Below are 17,857 nucleotides of genomic sequence, written 5' to 3'. Positions count from 1 at the left end.
AGGGAAACGCCCGGTTACATTCCGAACCCGGAAGCTAAGCCTCACCGCGCCGATGGTACTGCAGGGGGGACCCTGTGGGAGAGTAGGACGCCGCCGAACTCCTTTTAGAGCTCCGGCTCTTGGGCACGCAGCCCGAGAGCCGGAGCTTTTTTGCGTTGAGGTAAGGTCAGTGGGCATCGTTGGCTCGTTTTCTACTGGAGGCCCCCGGGTGGAGGTCCAAGAGACCCGTGTGCAGACCGACCGGGTCCTCACCATCCCCAACATCCTCAGCATGGCGCGTCTCCTCGGCGTACCCCTGTTCCTGTGGCTGATTCTCAGGCCTGAGTTCGGGGGCCCGCAGAGTGACGGCTGGGCTCTCCTCGTGCTGGCCCTCAGCGGGATCAGCGACTACCTGGACGGCAAGCTCGCCCGGCGCTGGAACCAGATCAGCAGCCTCGGCCGGCTTCTCGACCCGGCCGCGGACCGGCTCTACATTCTCTCGACGCTGGTCGGCCTCACCTGGAGGGAGATTCTCCCCCTTTGGTTGACCGGTCTACTGCTTGCACGAGAACTGGTTCTGCTGGTGATGGTGGGCATCCTCAGGCGGCACGGCTATCCGCCGCCCCAGGTGAACTTCCTCGGGAAGGCAGCCACCTTCAACCTGATGTACGCGTTCCCGCTTCTGCTGCTCAGTGACGGAAGTGGTTGGCTCGCCTCACTCGCTGCTATTTTCGGATGGGCGTTCGCAGGATGGGGTACAACGCTCTACTGGTGGGCAGGAGTCCTCTACGTGGTACAAGTCCGCCGCCTGGTCCGTGCGGACGCCATGGCCGACTGATCTCGCCGAGCCTATTGGCAGTCAGCAGTGGCTCGATGGCCCGCTACGGAAAAGTGCGGGACAATCTTGACGGGTGAAGTCGGCTAGACCGTCGTCTCTTCAAGGAGGACGCTTCCGACATGAAGGCCGTCGTGATGGCCGGAGGCGAAGGCACACGCCTTCGCCCCATGACCTCAAGCATGCCCAAGCCGCTCCTGCCGGTCGCCAACCGGCCGATCATGGAGCACGTTCTGAGGCTGCTCAAAAGGCATGGGCTGAATGAGACCGTCGTCACCGTCCAGTTCCTGGCCTCACTGGTCAAGAACTACTTCGGTGACGGCGAGGAGCTCGGCATGGAGCTCAGCTATGCCAACGAGGAGAAGCCACTCGGTACCGCGGGAAGCGTCAAGAACGCAGAGGAAGCGTTGAAGGACGACGCCTTCCTCGTCATTTCCGGCGACGCACTCACCGACTTCGACCTCACCGAGCTGATCCGCTTCCACAAGGAAAAGGGCGCACTGGTCACCGTCTGTCTGACGCGGGTGCCCAATCCTCTGGAATTCGGCATCACGATCGTCGACGAGGAGGGCAAGGTCGAGCGCTTCCTCGAGAAGCCGACCTGGGGCCAGGTCTTCTCGGACACCGTGAACACGGGAATCTACGTCATGGAGCCCGAGGTCTTCGACTACGTCGAGGCCGACGTGCCCGTGGACTGGTCCGGTGACGTCTTCCCGCAGTTGATGAAGGAAGGCAAGCCGATCTACGGCTATATCGCCGAGGGCTACTGGGAGGACGTCGGCACTCACGAGAGCTATGTGAAGGCCCAGGCCGACGTGCTGGAAGGCAAGGTCGACGTCGAACTCGACGGCTTCGAGATCTCGCCGGGTGTGTGGGTGGCCGAAGGCGCCGAGGTGCACCCGGACGCCGTACTCCGCGGGCCCCTCTACATCGGGGACTACGCGAAGGTGGAGGCCGGCGCGGAAATCCGCGAGCACAGCGTCATCGGGTCGAACGTCGTCGTCAAGAGCGGGGCCTTTCTGCACAAGGCGGTCGTGCACGACAACGTGTACGTCGGACAGCACAGCAATCTGCGCGGCTGTGTCGTCGGAAAGAACACCGACATCATGCGCGCCGCACGGATCGAGGACGGCGCCGTCATCGGCGACGAATGCCTGATCGGTGAAGAATCGATCGTTCAGGGCAATGTGCGGGTCTACCCGTTCAAGACCATCGAAGCCGGCGCATTCGTCAACACCTCGGTGATCTGGGAGTCGCGGGGGCAAGCGCACCTCTTCGGTGCGCGGGGCGTCTCGGGCATCCTGAACGTCGAGATCACGCCGGAGCTGGCCGTGCGCCTCGCGGGGGCGTACGCGACCACGCTCAAGAAGGGGTCCACGGTCACCACGGCCCGCGACCACTCCCGTGGCGCCCGTGCCCTGAAGCGGGCGGTCATCTCCGCGCTCCAGGCCAGCGCCATCGACGTACGGGATCTCGAGAACGTGCCGTTGCCCGTGGCGCGGCAGCAGACGGCTCGGGGGAGTGCCGGCGGGATCATGATCCGGACTTCGCCCGGGGTGCCCGACTCCGTGGACATCATGTTCTTCGACGGGCAGGGTGCCGATCTGTCGCAGGGCAGTCAGCGCAAGCTGGACCGGGTGTTCGCGCGGCAGGAGTACCGGCGGGCGTTCCCGGGAGAGATCGGGGACCTGCATTTCCCGGCCAGTGTCTTCGACTCGTACACGGGGTCGCTGCTGCGGAATGTGGACACGACCGGGATCGCCGAGTCCGGGTTGAAGGTCGTGGTGGACGCCTCGAACGGCAGTGCCGGTCTGGTCCTGCCGAGTCTCCTGGGGAAGCTCGGGGTCGACTCGCTGACCGTCAATCCGGGTCTGAACGAGGCCCGGCCGACCGAGACCGGTGACCAGAGGCGTTCCGGTCTCGTGCGGCTCGGGGAGATCGTGGCCTCGTCGCGGGCCGCGTTCGGTGTGCGGTTCGACCCGGTGGGCGAGCGGCTCTCTCTCGTCGACGAGAAGGGCCGGATCATCGAGGACGACCGGGCACTGCTGGTGCTGCTCGACCTGGTGGCGGCCGAGCGGCGCAGCGGGCGGGTGGCCCTGCCGGTCACCACGACGCGGATCGCCGAGCAGGTGGCGGCCTATCACGGCACGCAGGTGGAGTGGACGACGACCTCGCCCGACGACCTGACCCGGGTCGGCCGGGACGAGTCGACCATCTTCGGCGGGGACGGCAAGGGCGGATTCATCGTTCCCGAGTTCAGCAGTGTCTTCGACGGTACGGCGGCCTTCGTGCGGTTGATCGGGCTCGTGGCCCGGACGCAGCTCACGTTGAGCCAGATCGACGCCCGGATCCCACGGGCGCATGTCCTGAAGCGGGACCTGGCCACACCGTGGGCCGTCAAGGGCCTCGTGATGCGGCGGGTCGTCGAGGCGGCCGGCGCGCGCTTCGTGGACACCACGGACGGCGTCCGGGTCGTGGAGACCGACGGACGCTGGGTGATGGTGCTGCCGGACCCGGCCGAGGCGGTCACTCATCTGTGGGCGGAAGGCCCTGACGACGCCTCCGCGCAGGCACTGCTGGATGAATGGGCGGCGGTCGTGGACAGCGCCGGGCGCTGAAACTCCTACCATGCGCGCGTGCCGGACAAGTGTCCCCAAGGGGGCCTGTCCGGCACGTCGGTGGGGCCATTCGGAGGTAGCGGGCCCGACGTGCGACGATGAGCGGCATGCCGCAGCAGCCCCCCGTTCGGAGCACACCCGCGCGCGTGTCGCGCCCGGACGCGTCCATGTCGCTGCTCACCAACGTCATGGACCACAGCCTCGACGACGGCTATGCCGAGGCCGCCGCCCGTAAGCAGGCCAAGGGCGTCGGCGGCCTGCCCAGGACGCTGCGGTCGAAGCTGGGGCTGGCCGTCGGCCTGGTGCTCGCGGCGCTCGTGGTGACCGTGGGAGCGGCCGAGGCGCGGATCGCCGCGCCGGTGGTGGCCAAGGAGCGCGAGGAGCTGATCGACCGGATCGACAGCGACACCGAGGCGGCGGACAAGCTCGAGGACACCGTCGACAAGCTGCGTGACGATGTGAGCGCGCGACAGCGGGAGGCGCTCCGCGACAGCGGCGGGAGCGACAAGGCGGAGCTGGTGGGGATCCTCGCGGGCGCGGTCGAGGTGCACGGACCCGGAGTGAAGCTGGTCGTGGACGACGCCGAGGAGGCTTCCACGGGCGGCGACGGTGATCCGCGCGAGACCTCCGGATTCTCCGACACCGGACGAGTCCGTGACCGGGACATGCAGCGCGTGGTCAACGGACTGTGGGCGTCGGGTGCCGAGGCTGTCTCCGTCAACGGGCAGCGGCTGACCGCGCTGTCGGCGATCAGGGCCGCGGGCGACGCCATACTGGTCGACAACAAGCCGCTGGTGCCGCCGTACACCGTGCTCGCGGTGGGGGACGGGAAGAAGCTGAGCACCCGGTTCCAGGACAGCGCCGACGGGCTGTACCTGAACGCTCTCCAGGAGAACTTCGGCATCCGGACCGCCATCTCGGTGGAGAAGGACGTCCGGCTGCCCGCGGCACCGAGTGTGATCGTACGTACAGCACAGCCGAGAACTGAGAAGGGCACATCGTGATCGCCGTACTGGGCCTCGTCGTGGGAGTCGTGGCCGGCCTCTTGGTCCGGCCCGAGGTTCCGGCCGTCGTCGAGCCTTATCTGCCGATCGCCGTCGTGGCGGCGCTGGACGCCGTGTTCGGGGGTCTGCGCGCCATGCTCGACGGCATCTTCGACGACAAGGTGTTCGTCGTGTCGTTCCTGTCCAATGTGGTCGTGGCCGCTCTGATCGTGTTCCTGGGCGACAAGTTGGGCGTCGGTGCCCAGCTGTCCACGGGTGTGGTGGTCGTGCTCGGCATCCGGATCTTCTCCAACGCCGCGGCGATCCGCCGGCACGTCTTCCGGGCGTGAGGGCGATGAGCGACCAGGGCGCGAACGGGCCGGACGAGACTCCGCGGGACGAGACGCCCACGACCAGGCTGCGCAAGGAACTGCCCCAGGAGGTTCCCGCGGCCGCCTCGCGCGCGGAGCGGGGCGCGGAGAGCGGCGAGCCCGCGCTGACCGGCCGGCAGCGGCTGGTGCAGGGGTTGTGGCCGCCGAGGGTGAGCCGGGCCCAACTCATCGTCGCCCTGCTGCTGTTCGGTCTCGGATTCGGTCTGGCGGTACAGGTCGCGTCCAACAGTGACAGCGGCAATGCCCTGCGCGGCGCACGCCAGGAAGATCTTGTGCGCATCCTCGATGAACTGGATGACCGCAGTCAGCGTCTTGAGGACGAGAAGCAGGGTCTCGAGAAGCAGCGCCAGGAACTGGAGAACAGTTCCGACCAGGCCGAGGAGGCCCGTAGGCAGACGGTCGAGAAGGAGAGGCAACTCGGCATCCTGGCGGGCACGGTGGCCGCGGAGGGGCCTGGCATCACCATGACGATCGAGGACACGAAGGGGACGGTCGAGGCGAACATGCTGCTCGACGCGATCCAGGAGCTGCGCGCGGCGGGTGCGGAGGCGATCCAGGTGAACGGCGTCCGGGTCGTCGCCGGTACCTATCTCACGGAATCGGGCAAGAGCGTGAGCGTCGACGGGAACAAGATCAACGCGCCCTATCGTTTCAAGGTCATCGGGAAGCCGCAGGACCTCGAACCGGCGCTGAACATCCCGGGAGGCGTGGTGCAGACTCTTGAGAAGGAGCAGGCCACCGTGTCCGTGGAGCGATCGACCAAGATCGTCGTGGACGCCTTGCGAGTAGCGGAGCAGCCTGACTACGCTCGGTCGTCCTCGCAGTGAACCGGGGGTGCATGGGGGCTGTCCGGCAGGGGCATGAGGTTGCGGGGGGTCGGCGCACCGATCGGGTGGTGCGTGGTGGAAACTGTCTGGTGGCTACGGACGTTGTGAAGATGTCCGGGTCGGCCGGTCTAATCAGTCAGGGTTCGTCCTGCCCCACGGGCGGGTCTGTTTCGGTCAAGGGGAATCGCCCGTGAAGTTGTTTGCGAAGTTGTTCGGCAAGAGCGCGCGAGAGGGCAGCGGTGACAACGCGACCGCCCGTCACCGCGCACAGCCCGACGCGGAAGGCCAGCGGCCGCTGTTCCGGGACCAGGTGGCTGGTCCGGGCGGTGACATTTCCGGCGGGCAGGGCGGGGCGTCGGTTGACCCTGCGCAGTCCGGCGGCATAGGTTTCGGCCAACCGTCAACCTCAAGTACGGGTGGAGGGTTTTCCCCTATGTCGGCCCTGGTGTGTACGAGGTGCGGTAACCGCAACGCGGAGAACAGCCGTTTCTGCTCCAACTGCGGCGCGCCGCTGAGGCCGGGTCTGACGCCCGAGCGCGCGTCGGAGACGACCTCCACCATCTCCATCTCCGGTCTCGAGGCGTACGACTCCGAGGTCACGGGACAGACGCAGTTGCCGGCGCTCTCGCCCGAGGCCCAGGCCGCGGTCGACGCGCTGCCGCTGGGTTCCGCCCTGCTGGTCGTGCGGCGTGGCCCCAACTCGGGCAGCCGCTTCCTGCTGGACGGTGACCTGACCACGGCGGGACGGCACCCGCAGAGTGACATCTTCCTGGACGACGTGACGGTCTCGCGCCGTCATGTGGAGTTCCGGCGTCGTCAGGACGGTTCGTTCACGGTGGCCGATGTCGGCAGCCTGAACGGCACATACGTCAACCGTGAGCGGATCGACGAAGTCCCGCTGGCGAACGGTGACGAGGTGCAGATCGGCAAGTACCGGCTGGTCTTCTACGCGAGCCAGCGAGGCTACTGACCCGCCCCCGGACCCGGTCCGGGGGAACCCCCAGGGAAGGCCCATGCTGCGAACACCGAGGGGCGGTACCGGACCGGGTACCGCCGCAGTGGACGGTGGTGCGATGAGCATCGGCACGGTGCTGAACGTGCTGCGCGACGAGTTCCCCGAAGTCACCATCTCCAAGATCCGCTTCCTGGAGTCGGAGGGGCTCGTCGAGCCGCAGCGGACCCCGTCGGGGTATCGCAAGTTCAGCAGGGAGGACGTCGAGCGCCTCGGCCACGTGCTCAGGATGCAGCGGGACCACTATCTTCCGCTCAAGGTGATCCGGGAGCACCTGGACGCCATGGAGCGCGGTGAGGCGTCGGCGCTGCCGACGGTGGGCCGGCAGCGGGACGGGCAGGCGGTACAAGAGCCGTCCGACGTGCCCACGGCTGCCCGGATCGGGCGGTCCGAGCTGCTGGCGGCCGCCGGGATCGACGAGCGGGAACTCCAGGAGTGGGAGTCCTACGGGCTCGTCGTGCCCTTGGAGGACGGGGTGTATGACGCAGGGACGGTCACGGTCGCCTCGCTCGTCTCCGAGCTGGGGCGGTTCGGGATCGAGCCCCGGCACCTGCGGCTGATGAGGGCCGCGGCCGACCGTGAGGCGGGGCTCGTGGACCAGGTGGTCGCACCGCTCAGGCGGCACCGCAATCCGCAGACGAGGGCGCATGCGGAGGATCGGACGAAGGAGCTGGCGGGGCTCACGCTCAGGTTGCACGCGGCGTTGGTGCAGACCGCGCTCGGCGTGCACCTGCCCTGAGGAGAAGGGTCCAGGTCGCCCGGATCGGTCACCCGTTCCCGGCCCGACTACCCAAACGTCCCGAGCACGGCCTAGGGTTGCTGTGTGAACGAGCTCGATGTCGTAGGTGTCCGGGTCGAGATGCCCTCCAACCAACCGATCGTGCTGCTGCGTGAAGTGGGAGGCGACCGTTACCTCCCCATCTGGATCGGGCCGGGCGAGGCGACGGCGATCGCCTTCGCCCAGCAGGGCATGGCTCCGGCGCGGCCGCTGACCCACGACCTGTTCAAGGACGTGCTGGAAGCCGTCGGCCAGGAGCTCAGCGAAGTGCGCATCACCGACCTGCGTGAGGGCGTCTTCTACGCCGAGTTGGTCTTCGCCAGCGGGGTCGAGGTGAGCGCACGGCCGTCCGACGCCATAGCGCTGGCCCTGCGCACGGGCACGCCGATCTACGGCAGTGACACGGTGCTGGACGACGCGGGGATCGCCATCCCGGACGAGCAGGAGGACGAGGTCGAGAAGTTCCGCGAGTTCCTCGACCAGATCTCGCCCGAGGACTTCGGCAGCAGCAACCAGTAGCCGTCCGGAGGCGGGGTCGGTCCGGCGGGCCGGTCGGCTCGGGTCGCGGCAATTGCCAGCGGCGCGTGAGAGCGTCCTGCGGCTTCCGCTCAGCGCATTCGGCTAGCCTTTCCCCGCGGTGGAGCGCGGGAAACCACTCCTAGGGTGATTATCACTCGGCGTGCCGAGTGTGGCGATCGTTGACGCACCCCTGGTGACTGCCTACCGTCGAGAAGGCAGGTCAAGGACGGAGGTCGGCGTGAGAAGCAGCGGCGACGGTACGGTTGGGGGTGCCCCCGGACTCGGTGTCGGGGGGAGCGGTCCGTACCCTCCCCCGAGCTCACGGCTCCGCTCGAGCGGGGGGTACCCCCCTCACGGAGGCGCGGCCGATCACGCTCCGCAGCGACCGGCGGCCGTGCCGAGCAGCGGAGGGGCGACGTCCATGGCGTCCGAGGAGATCGGCTACCGGGGGCCGACGGCCTGTGCGGCCGCCGGCATCACCTATCGGCAACTGGACTACTGGGCGCGTACGGGGCTGGTCGAGCCGAGCGTGCGGCCCGCCCACGGGTCCGGGACACAGCGCCTCTACAGCTTCCGGGACGTCGTGGTCCTGAAGATCGTCAAGCGGTTCCTCGACACCGGGGTCTCGCTCCAGAACATCCGCACCGCCGTTCAGCACCTGCGCGAGCGCGGCTTCAGCGACCTCGAGCGGTTGACGCTGATGAGCGACGGCGCCACGGTCTACGAGTGCAGCTCGCCGGACGAGGTGCACGCGCTGCTCCAGGGCGGTCAGGGCGTCTTCGGGATCGCCGTCGGCGTGGTGTGGCGGGACGTCGAGAGCGCGTTGTCGCAGTTGCACGGGGAGCGCGTCGACACGGGGGAGACGCTCGTCGGGCCCAACCCGGCGGACGAGCTGGCCCGCAGACGCAACCGGGCGGTCTGACGCCCCCACCGGGCCTCGCGGGCGCCCGTGCGGCGTCGATGTCAGTGGCGTGGTGCAGCATCGGAGATGTGAGAAACGCGCCCACCATCCTGCATCTCGACATGGATGCCTTCTTCGCTCAGGCGGAGCAGGCGTCCAAGCCGAGTCTGCGTGGGAAGGCGGTGGTCGTGGGGGGCCTCGGGCCGCGCGGGGTGGTGGCGACCGCCTCGTACGAGGCACGGGTCTTCGGGGTGCATTCGGCGATGCCGATGGCCCAGGCACGCCGGCTCGCTCCGAACGCCGCCTACCTGTTCCCGCGGGGCGCGTTCTACCGCCGGATCAGCGATCAGGTCATGACGCTCCTGCGGGCCCTGTCTCCGCTGGTGGAGCCGCTCAGCCTGGACGAGGCCTTCGTGGACCTGGAGGCGGGGGAGGCGGCCTGGGACAGCGAGTCGGCGCGGCTGGCGGGGGTGCGGCTGCGCGCGGACATACGGGCGGTCACCGGACTGACCGGTTCGGTGGGGCTGGCCGCCTCGAAGATGCTCGCCAAGATCGCCTCCGAGCAGGCCAAGCCGGACGGCCTGGTGCTGATCGAGCCGGGCACCGAACGGGCCCTGCTCGCGCCGATGTCCGTACGGACGCTGCCGGGGGTCGGGCCGGCGACCGGGGACCATCTGCGGCGGGCCGGGATCACCACGGTCGAGGACATGGCCGAGGCCGGGGAGGACGAGCTGGTGCGGCTGCTGGGCAAGGCGCACGGGCACGCGCTGTACGCGATGGCACTGGCCCGTGACGACCGGCCGGTGGTGGCCGAGCGGGAGACGAAGTCCGTGTCCGTGGAGGACACCTACGACGTGGACATCCACGACCGCCTGCGGGTGGAGTTGGAGGTGCGGCGGCTGGCCGACCGGTGTGTGCGGCGGCTACGGGGGGCGGGTCTGTCGGGGCGGACCATCGTGCTCAAGGTGCGGCGGTACGACTTCTCCACGCTCACCCGGTCCGAGACCCTGCGCGGGCCGACGGACGATCCGGGCGTGGTGCGGGAGGCCGCGGCCCGGCTGCTGGACTCGGTGGACACGACGGGCGGGGTGCGGCTGCTCGGGGTCGGGGTCAGCGGGCTGGCCGACTTCACGCAGGAGGACCTGTTCGCGCAGGCGGCGGAGGAGGAGCGGGCGGACGCGCCCGAGGACGAGGTGGCGGAGGAGCCCGTCGTGGCCGAGGCGGCGCCCGCGGAGCACCGGTGGCGGCCCGGGCTCGATGTGCTCCACGCCGAGCTGGGGCACGGGTGGGTGCAGGGCAGCGGGCTCGGCCGGGTCACCGTGCGGTTCGAGACACCCGACTCGGAGGTGGGCCGGGTGCGGACGTTCCGGATCGACGACCCCGCCCTGGAGCCGGCGGATCCGCTGCCGCTGGTCCGGCGAAGACCGGACGAGCCGAGGCCGGCGGACGGCGGCGGCGACCTGCCTGCGGTGCGGCCGGGGAAGAGCCGGTGACGGGATCGAGCGCGGCGGCGGAAGGGAGGAGCCCGGGGGCCCGGCGGAGGTCTCGGCGGAGCGGCGTGACGAGGTGCGGGCGGTGGTCGAGCGGGTCACCGGATGGGCCGCCGGGCGCGAGGACGTCGGTGGTGTGCTGCTCGTCGGGTCCTGGGCGCGGGGTGCCGCGCGGGCGCACTCGGACGTCGATCTCGTCGTGCTGACGACGGAGCCGGGCCGCTACGCCGGCGAGGAGGCCTGGGTGGGTGAACTCGCCCTGGGCGAGGTGATCCGCAACCGGGCCTGGGGGCCTGTGACCGAATGGCGGCACCGCACCGCCTCCGGTCTGGAGGTCAAGGTCGGCATCGGCCCTCTCGGCTGGGCACGCACCGATCCCGTCGACGACGGCACGCGACGCGTCGTCACCGACGGGGTCCGGCTCCTTCACGACCCCCGAGGGCTTCTCGGGGCGCTGGTGGAGGCGTGCGGCCGGTCCGCTCAGGTCTCCTCCGTGCCCGCCAGCCTGCCGAAGTCGCGGTCCGGGAGCGGGGGAGGGCCGGCCACGTCGAGGCCGTAGTGGTGGTAGAGCTGGAGTTCCTGATCGGGGGAGAGGTGGCGGCCCACGCCGAAGTCGGGGGCGTCCTTGATCAGGGCGCGGTCGAAGGGGACGTGGAGGGTGCCCTCGATCAGTTCGCTGGGTTCCAGGGGGACGAAGGCGTCCCTGCTGAACAGGCCGGTGCGTATCGCCGCCCACTCCGGCACGCCGGTCGCGTCGTCGAGGTAGACCTCGTCGATGGTGCCGATCTTGGTGCCGTTGCGGTCGAACGCCTTGCGGCCGATCAGGTTGCGCGGATCGATGTCGGTCTGCACGGGACCCCTCCACTTGGTCGCAAACTCATCCGTAAGTACTACAAAAGAGCACAACGGGGGCGGTGGCCACTCGGAAGGGGGCCTCATTGACCTCGCTGGTAGTCTGGCAACGGCTGCTGACCCCGTGCGGGAGAGTCCTCCGGAGATCGCCGGAGGCGCCGAAGGAGCAAATCCTCCCCGGAATCTCTCAGGCTCACGTACCGCATGGACGAGGTCACTCTGGAAAGCAGAGCGGGTGTCGACGGCGTCGACGGCTCCCGCTCTCACCGACGGTGAAAGCCGGTCGCCCTCGGGTGGCCGGTGAAGCTCTCAGGTTTGAGATGACAGAGGGGGAGGCCGTCCGGGTACCCGCCAGTGGTGCCCCTCGAAGGTCGTGTCTGACCAGGAGGCCTCCGTAATGACCGCCCATCGCATTCCGCTCTCCGACCTCGAACAGGGAATCCCCTTCGAGCAGCGCCACATCGGGCCCGACCAGGAGTCGCGGGCCAAGATGCTCGCGCAGGTCGGCTACGGCTCCCTGGACGAGCTGACCGCCGCCGCCGTCCCCGATGTGATCAAGAACGCCGACGCTCTGGACCTGCCGGGCGCGCGGACCGAGGCCGAGGTGCTGGCCGAACTGCGGTCGCTGGCCGACCGCAACCAGGTGCTGGCCCCGATGATCGGACTCGGCTACTACGGCACCTTCACGCCGCCGGTCATCCTGCGCAACGTCATGGAGAGCCCGGCCTGGTACACGGCCTACACGCCGTACCAGCCGGAGATCTCGCAGGGCCGGCTGGAGGCGCTGCTGAACTTCCAGACCATGGTCGCCGACCTGACCGGACTGCCCACCTCCGGTGCCTCGCTGCTCGACGAGGGCACGGCGGCGGCCGAGGCTATGGCACTGTCCCGGCGCATGGGGAAGAACAAGAAGGGCCTCTTCCTGATCGACGCGGACGCGCTGCCGCAGACCATCGCCGTGATCGAGACCCGCGCCGAGCCGACCGGTGTCGAGGTCGTCGTCGCCGACCTCAGCGACGGCATCCCGGCCGACATCGCCGCGCGGGAGATCAACGGCGTACTGGTCCAGTACCCGGGCGCCTCCGGAGCCGTACGCGATCTCAAGCCGGTCATCGAGCAGGCGCACGAGCTGGGGGCGCTCGTCACCGTCGCCGCCGATCTGCTCGCGCTGACGCTGCTGACCTCGCCCGGTGAGCTGGGCGCGGACATCGCGGTCGGCACGACGCAGCGGTTCGGGGTGCCGATGGGCTTCGGCGGGCCGCACGCCGGATACATGGCCGTGCACGAGAAGTTCGCGCGCAGCCTGCCCGGACGGCTCGTGGGCGTGTCCGTCGACGTGGACGGCAACAGGGCGTACCGGCTGGCGTTGCAGACGCGTGAGCAGCACATCCGCCGGGAGAAGGCGACCAGCAACATCTGTACGGCGCAGGTGCTGCTCGCCGTCATGGCCGGCATGTACGCCGTCTATCACGGGCCCGAGGGGCTCAGGGCGATCGCGCGGCGCACCCACCGCTACGCCGCGGTCCTGGCCGCCGGACTCACCGCCGGTGGCGTCGAGGTCGTGCACGGTTCCTACTTCGACACGCTGACCGTGCGGGTGCCTGCGAAGGCCGCCGAGGTGGTGGCCGCCGCCCGGTCCAACGGCGTCAACCTGCACCTCGTCGACGCCGACCAGGTGTCGATCGCCTGCGACGAGACGACCGGGCGGGCCCAGCTCACCGCCGTCTGGCAGGCGTTCGGGGTCGAGGGCGACATCGAGGCCCTCGACGCGGTCACCGAGGACACCCTGCCCGCAGGGCTGCTGCGAGGCGACGAGATCCTCACCCACCCCGTCTTCCACCAGCACCGTTCCGAGACCGCCATGCTGCGGTACCTGCGTCGGCTGGCCGACCGCGACTACGCGCTCGACCGGGGCATGATCCCGCTGGGATCCTGCACCATGAAGCTCAACGCGACCACCGAGATGGAGCCGGTCACCTGGCCCGAGTTCGGGCAGCTGCACCCCTTCGCGCCCGCCGAGCAGGCGCAGGGCTACCTCACGCTCATCCATGAGCTGGAGGAGCGGCTCGCCGAGGTCACCGGGTACGACAAGGTGTCCCTCCAGCCCAACGCCGGGTCGCAGGGCGAGTTCGCCGGACTGCTCGCCGTACGCGGATACCACCGGGCCAACGGGGACGCTCAGCGGACCGTGTGTCTGATCCCGTCGTCCGCGCACGGCACCAACGCCGCGAGCGCCGTGATGGCCGGGATGAAGGTCGTCGTCGTGAAGACCGCCGACGACGGCGAGATCGACGTCGAGGACCTGCGGGCGAAGATCGAGAAGCACCGCGACGAACTGGCCGTGCTGATGATCACCTACCCGTCGACGCACGGGGTGTTCGAGGAGCATGTCGCCGACATCTGCGCCCAGGTGCACGAGGCCGGCGGTCAGGTGTACGTCGACGGGGCCAACCTCAACGCGCTCGTCGGGCTCGCCAAGCCGGGGCACTTCGGCGGCGACGTCTCGCACCTGAACCTGCACAAGACCTTCTGCATCCCGCACGGCGGCGGCGGTCCGGGCGTCGGCCCGGTGGCCGTACGGTCGCACCTGGCGCCGTATCTGCCGAACCACCCGCTCCAGCCGGAGGCCGGGCCCGCTACGGGCGTGGGGCCGATCTCGGCGGGGCCGTGGGGCTCCGCGGGGATCCTGCCGATCTCGTGGGCCTATGTGCGGCTCATGGGCGGGGAAGGGCTGAAGCGGGCCACGCAGGTGGCCGTGCTGTCCGCCAACTACGTCGCCAAGCGGCTCGAACCGCACTACCCGGTGCTCTACACCGGCCCCGGCGCTCTGGTCGCGCACGAGTGCATCATCGACCTGCGCCCGCTGACGAAGTCGACCGGCGTCAGCGTGGACGATGTGGCCAAGCGGCTCATCGACTACGGCTTCCACGCGCCGACGATGTCGTTCCCGGTGGCCGGCACGCTGATGATCGAGCCGACCGAGTCCGAGGACCTGGCCGAGCTGGACCGGTTCTGCGAGGCGATGATCGCGATCCGCGGCGAGATCGAGAAGGCCGGCTCCGGTGAGTGGCCGGCCGAGGACAACCCGCTGCGGAACGCCCCGCACACGGCGGCCGCGCTGGGCGGGGAGTGGGACCACGCGTACACGCGCGAGGAGGCCGTCTTCCCGGCCGGGGTGTCCGCCGCCGACAAGTACTGGCCGCCGGTGCGCCGGATCGACCAGGCCTACGGCGACCGGAACCTGGTCTGCTCCTGCCCGCCGCTGGACGCGTACGAGGACTGATCCGACAGCCGTACGTCATGGAGGGTCCCCGTCCGGTCAGGGCGGGGGCCCTCCGGCGTGCCCGGCGGCGGTCAGGCCGGGTAGGCGTGTGTCTGGGCGGCCTTGACCGTCGCCCACACCGGGGCGCCGGGACGCAGGTCGAGTTCGGCGGCGGCGATGGTGGTGAGGTCGGCGGCCAGGGGGAGTTCGCCGGTGAGGTCGGCGCGGATCTGGTCGCCGTGGGTCTCCAGGCCCGCGACCTCGCAGCGCCACAGGTTGCGGGCGCTGGAGCCGGTGGGGCGGTCGCGGTGGAGGGTGACCGCGCTCGGTGGGAAGGCGACGAAGGCCGGCCCGGAGAGGATCTCGGTGATGGTGAGCGAGGGGCCCGTGTCGAGGTGGACGGTGTGGCCGTCGGCCCGGCCGCGGTAGAGGTTCAGGCCGACGAGCTGGGCGATGTAGTCCGTGCGCGGGTGCCGTGCGATGTCCGACGGGGTGCCCTCCTGCACGACCGTGCCGTGCTCGATGACGACGAGGCGGTCCGCGAGGACCATGGCGTCGAGCGGGTCGTGCGTGACCAGGATGGCGACCGCCTCGAACTCGGCCAGGTGGCGGCGGAGTTGGGCGCGCACCTCCAGGCGGGTGCGGGCGTCCAGGGCGGCGAGGGGTTCGTCGAGCAGGAGCAGCCGGGGGCGGGTGGCGAGGGCGCGGGCCAGTGCGACCCGCTGGGCCTGGCCGCCGGACAGCCGGCGGGGCTTGGCGCCGGCGTGCTCGGCGACCCCCATCCGCTCCAGCCACCCTGCCGCCTGGGAGCGTGCCGCGGCCTTGCTCGCGCCCTGGCAGCGCGGACCGAACGCCACATTGTCGAGGGCGCTCAGATGCGGGAACAGCAGGTAGTCCTGGAACACCACGCCGACCGGGCGGGACTCCGGCGGCGTACGCTCCAACGCGTCGCCGTCCAGGCGGAGATGGCCGCCGGTGAGCGGGACCAGGCCGGCGAGTGCGCGCAGGGCCGTCGTCTTGCCGGCGCCGTTCGGGCCGAGCAGGGCGACGACGTCGCCGGGGGCGGCGCCGAGCGTGATGTCGAGGCGGAAGGCGTCACGGTCGACGACGAGGTGGGCGTCCAGGCCCTCGGCGGTGTCCGGCGGGAAGCTGTCGGAGGCGCTCATGACGTGGTCATCCAGCGGTCGCGCAGGCCCGCCAGTACGGCGATGGAGACGGCCAGCAGCACCAGGCTCAGGGCGATGGCGGCCTCCGGGTCGCTCTGCAGGGCCAGGTAGACGGCCAGCGGCATCGTCTGTGTGCGGCCGGGGAAGTTGCCCGCGAAGGTGATCGTCGCGCCGAACTCGCCCAGGGCGCGCGCCCAGGCCAGTACGGCGCCCGCAGCGATGCCCGGCGCGATCAGCGGCAGGGTGACCCGGCGGAACGCGGTGAAACGGGAGGCGCCCAGGGTGGTGGCCGCCTCCTCGTAGCGGGGGTCGGCGGCGCGCAGCGTGCCCTCGACGCTGATGACGAGGAACGGCATCGCCACGAACGTCTCCGCGAGCACGACGCCGGTCGTGGTGAACGGCAGGGTGACGCCGAACCAGGCGTCCAGCCACTGGCCGACCACGCCGCCTCGGCCGAGGGCGAGCAGCAGGGCCACGCCGCCCACGACGGGGGGCAGGACCAGCGGGAGCGTCACGAGCGCGCGGACGAGACCGCGGCCGGGGAAGTCGGTGCGGGCCAGCAGCCATGCCAGCGGCACGCCGATGACCAGGCTCAGCGCGGTCGCCGAGGTGGCGCAGATCAGGGACAGCCGCAGGGCCTGCCACACCTCTGGGCTGGTCAGTTGCTCGGGGAGGCTGTGCCACGGCGCCCGGATCAGCAGGGCGACCAGGGGCAGCAGGAGGAAGGCCAGACCCAGGAGGGCGGGCAGCAGGAGGGCGAAGGGGACGCCGGTGCGGATCCGGCCCGGCCGCCGGCCGCCCTTGCGGGTGTCGGAGGCGGAGGGCTTCACGGCGTGAGGAACCCCGCCTCGGTCAGTGCCTTCTGGCCCTCGGCGGAGCGCACGAGGGTGACGAAGGCCTTGGCCGCCTCAGCGTTCGGGGCGTCCTTGAGCGGGGCGATGGGGTAGTCGTTGACGGCGTCGGCCGACTCGGGGAAGTCCACGCCCTCCACCCTGTCACCCGCCGCGCGCACATCGGTCCTGTACACCACCGCGGCGTCGGCCTCCTTCAGCTCCACCTTGATCAGGGCGCTCTTGACGTCCTGCTCGTAGGAGACGGGGGTGAGCTTGATGCCGCTCGCGTCGAGGGCCTTCTGTGCGGCTGCCCCGCACGGCACGGTCCTGTCGCACAGGACGACCTTGAGGCCGGACTTCGTGAGGTCCTTCAGGGAGGTGACCTGGTCGGGGTTGCCCGGCAGGGTGGCGATCGCCGGCTGGTTGCGGGCGAAGGTGACGGGGGCGGAGGCATTGTCCTTCGCGTCGGTCACGATCGTCATGGTCTTGCTGCTGGCGGCGGCGAAGACGTCGGCCGGGGCGCCGCTGGTGATGCTCGCGGCGAGGGTGTCGCTGCCGCCGAAGTTGAAGACGACCTCGGTGCCGGGGTGCGCCTTCTCGAACCGCTCGCCCAGAGCCGTGAAGCTCTCCTGGAGGGAGGCCGCCGCGAAGACGGTCACCGTGCCGGACACCTTCGCCGGACCTGACGCGGAGGAACCGGACCCGGAGGAGGTGTCGTCGGAGGAGGAGCAGGCGCTCAGTACCAGCAGCGCGGCGACTGCCGCGCCCGTCCGGTGCAGCATGCGGGCCCGGCGGGCGGTTCGGGGCGTCACGGTGCACTCCTCGGTGTCGCATCCTCGGGGTCCCTCGAACGGACCCTGTCGCGATCATACTGCCGCAGGTGCGAGGTGTAAGTCCTCTGTGGCTTCGCATGAGCGGCTTCGATTGCGGCTGGAGGCATGCATGTGCGGTGCCCGCCGCCATGCCGGGGGCCGCGGCGCGTCTCAGACGCGGTCGATGTGGACGTTGGTCGACTTCACGCGGGCCGTGGCCTCCATGCCGACCTCCAGGCCGAGTTCCTCGACGGCCTCGCGGGTGAGGAGGGAGACGAGGCGGTGCGGGCCCGCCTGGATGTCGACCTGGGCGGCGACGTCGCCCAGCTTGATCGCGGTGACGATGCCGGGGAACGCGTTGCGGGCCGAGGTGTAGGAGGCGCCTCCCTCCTCGCCGCCGCCCGGTCCGGCGAGTTCGACGGAGAAGGCGGCGAGGTCCTTGCCGTCGATGAGGCGTCGTCCGGTGTCGTCGCGGTGCGTCGGCACCCGGCCCGCGTCCGCCCAGCGGCGTGCGGTGTCGGGGCTCACGCCGAGCAGGCGCGCGGCCTGGCCGATGGTGTAGGACTGCATGCCGGTCACGATAGGGGCAGGCGGGGGG

At 70.2% G+C, this 17,857-nt stretch carries 17 protein-coding genes, 1 rRNA gene and 1 riboswitch; of the genes, 13 read left to right on the top strand and 5 right to left on the bottom strand.

Annotated elements, in window-relative coordinates; all coding sequences use genetic code 11:
* From rrf to P1P75_RS29550, 12 genes are all read left to right on the top strand, one after another.
* Positions 1–99: ribosomal RNA gene (gene rrf / locus P1P75_RS29605) — 5S ribosomal RNA — on the top strand; the annotation flags it as partial.
* Between the two features lie 109 nt (positions 100–208).
* Positions 209–817, top strand: coding sequence for a CDP-alcohol phosphatidyltransferase family protein (locus tag P1P75_RS29600; RefSeq protein WP_086773052.1), 609 nt, complete (start codon positions 209–211; stop codon positions 815–817).
* Positions 818–936: 119 nt separating this feature from the next.
* Positions 937–3,432 (top strand): mannose-1-phosphate guanyltransferase, encoded by a 2,496-nt coding sequence (locus P1P75_RS29595; RefSeq protein WP_319261079.1) that lies wholly within the window; start codon positions 937–939, stop codon positions 3,430–3,432.
* A 98-nt stretch (positions 3,433–3,530) separates the two neighbouring features.
* Positions 3,531–4,436: a DUF881 domain-containing protein gene (locus P1P75_RS29590; RefSeq protein WP_319261076.1), complete on the top strand. Its 906-nt coding sequence runs from the start codon at positions 3,531–3,533 to the stop codon at positions 4,434–4,436.
* Positions 4,433–4,765 (top strand): small basic family protein, encoded by a 333-nt coding sequence (locus P1P75_RS29585; RefSeq protein ID WP_003988855.1) that lies wholly within the window; start codon positions 4,433–4,435, stop codon positions 4,763–4,765. Before P1P75_RS29590 ends, P1P75_RS29585 begins: the two co-directional genes overlap by 4 nt.
* Positions 4,766–4,770: 5 nt before the next feature.
* On the top strand, positions 4,771–5,634 hold the full coding sequence (locus tag P1P75_RS29580; RefSeq protein ID WP_319261073.1) for a DUF881 domain-containing protein: 864 nt from the start codon (positions 4,771–4,773) through the stop codon (positions 5,632–5,634).
* Positions 5,635–5,716: 82 nt separating this feature from the next.
* The gene (locus tag P1P75_RS29575; RefSeq protein WP_086773056.1) at positions 5,717–6,604 is read left to right on the top strand and encodes an FHA domain-containing protein; all 888 of its coding nucleotides are present in this window, start codon (positions 5,717–5,719) and stop codon (positions 6,602–6,604) included.
* A gap of 43 nt (positions 6,605–6,647) precedes the next feature.
* Positions 6,648–7,385 (top strand): MerR family transcriptional regulator, encoded by a 738-nt coding sequence (locus tag P1P75_RS29570; protein ID WP_319261069.1) that lies wholly within the window; start codon positions 6,648–6,650, stop codon positions 7,383–7,385.
* A gap of 84 nt (positions 7,386–7,469) precedes the next feature.
* Positions 7,470–7,943, top strand: coding sequence for a bifunctional nuclease family protein (locus P1P75_RS29565; protein ID WP_073494403.1), 474 nt, complete (start codon positions 7,470–7,472; stop codon positions 7,941–7,943).
* Between the two features lie 238 nt (positions 7,944–8,181).
* Positions 8,182–8,865 (top strand): MerR family transcriptional regulator, encoded by a 684-nt coding sequence (locus P1P75_RS29560; protein WP_319261066.1) that lies wholly within the window; start codon positions 8,182–8,184, stop codon positions 8,863–8,865.
* Between the two features lie 68 nt (positions 8,866–8,933).
* Positions 8,934–10,337 (top strand): DNA polymerase IV, encoded by a 1,404-nt coding sequence (locus P1P75_RS29555; protein ID WP_319261063.1) that lies wholly within the window; start codon positions 8,934–8,936, stop codon positions 10,335–10,337.
* Positions 10,338–10,419: 82 nt separating this feature from the next.
* Positions 10,420–10,893 (top strand): nucleotidyltransferase domain-containing protein, encoded by a 474-nt coding sequence (locus tag P1P75_RS29550; RefSeq protein WP_319261060.1) that lies wholly within the window; start codon positions 10,420–10,422, stop codon positions 10,891–10,893.
* Here P1P75_RS29550 and P1P75_RS29545 read toward each other — a convergent pair.
* Positions 10,815–11,186: a PRC-barrel domain-containing protein gene (locus P1P75_RS29545; RefSeq protein ID WP_319261057.1), complete on the bottom strand. Its 372-nt coding sequence runs from the start codon at positions 11,184–11,186 to the stop codon at positions 10,815–10,817. The two genes, P1P75_RS29550 and P1P75_RS29545, sit on opposite strands and share 79 nt — an antisense overlap.
* A gap of 117 nt (positions 11,187–11,303) precedes the next feature.
* Positions 11,304–11,399, top strand: a riboswitch (glycine riboswitch).
* Between the two features lie 184 nt (positions 11,400–11,583).
* Between P1P75_RS29545 and gcvP the strand changes: the two genes are divergently transcribed.
* On the top strand, positions 11,584–14,469 hold the full coding sequence (gene gcvP / locus P1P75_RS29540) for an aminomethyl-transferring glycine dehydrogenase (protein WP_319261055.1): 2,886 nt from the start codon (positions 11,584–11,586) through the stop codon (positions 14,467–14,469).
* A 71-nt stretch (positions 14,470–14,540) separates the two neighbouring features.
* On the opposite strand, the gene P1P75_RS29535 is transcribed toward gcvP, so the two are convergent.
* From P1P75_RS29535 to P1P75_RS29520, 4 genes are all read right to left on the bottom strand, one after another.
* Positions 14,541–15,614 (bottom strand): ABC transporter ATP-binding protein, encoded by a 1,074-nt coding sequence (locus P1P75_RS29535; protein WP_319261053.1) that lies wholly within the window; start codon positions 15,612–15,614, stop codon positions 14,541–14,543.
* On the bottom strand, positions 15,611–16,444 hold the full coding sequence (locus tag P1P75_RS29530; RefSeq protein ID WP_319261051.1) for an ABC transporter permease: 834 nt from the start codon (positions 16,442–16,444) through the stop codon (positions 15,611–15,613). Before P1P75_RS29530 ends, P1P75_RS29535 begins: the two co-directional genes overlap by 4 nt.
* Positions 16,441–17,229 (bottom strand): molybdate ABC transporter substrate-binding protein, encoded by a 789-nt coding sequence (modA, locus tag P1P75_RS29525; RefSeq protein WP_319261082.1) that lies wholly within the window; start codon positions 17,227–17,229, stop codon positions 16,441–16,443. The genes P1P75_RS29530 and modA overlap by 4 nt, the downstream gene beginning before the upstream one ends.
* A 201-nt stretch (positions 17,230–17,430) precedes the next feature.
* Entirely contained in the window at positions 17,431–17,829 is a 399-nt protein-coding gene (locus P1P75_RS29520; protein WP_150469971.1) for a molybdopterin-binding protein, read from the bottom strand.
* Between the last annotated feature and the right edge of the window lie 28 nt (positions 17,830–17,857).

The sequence above is a fragment of the Streptomyces sp. ID05-39B genome, from assembly GCF_033794725.1.
Classification (GTDB): domain Bacteria; phylum Actinomycetota; class Actinomycetes; order Streptomycetales; family Streptomycetaceae; genus Streptomyces; species Streptomyces bobili.
The sequence above is the reverse complement of the archived record's forward strand: the minus strand, read 5'-3'. Positions and strand labels throughout refer to the sequence as shown.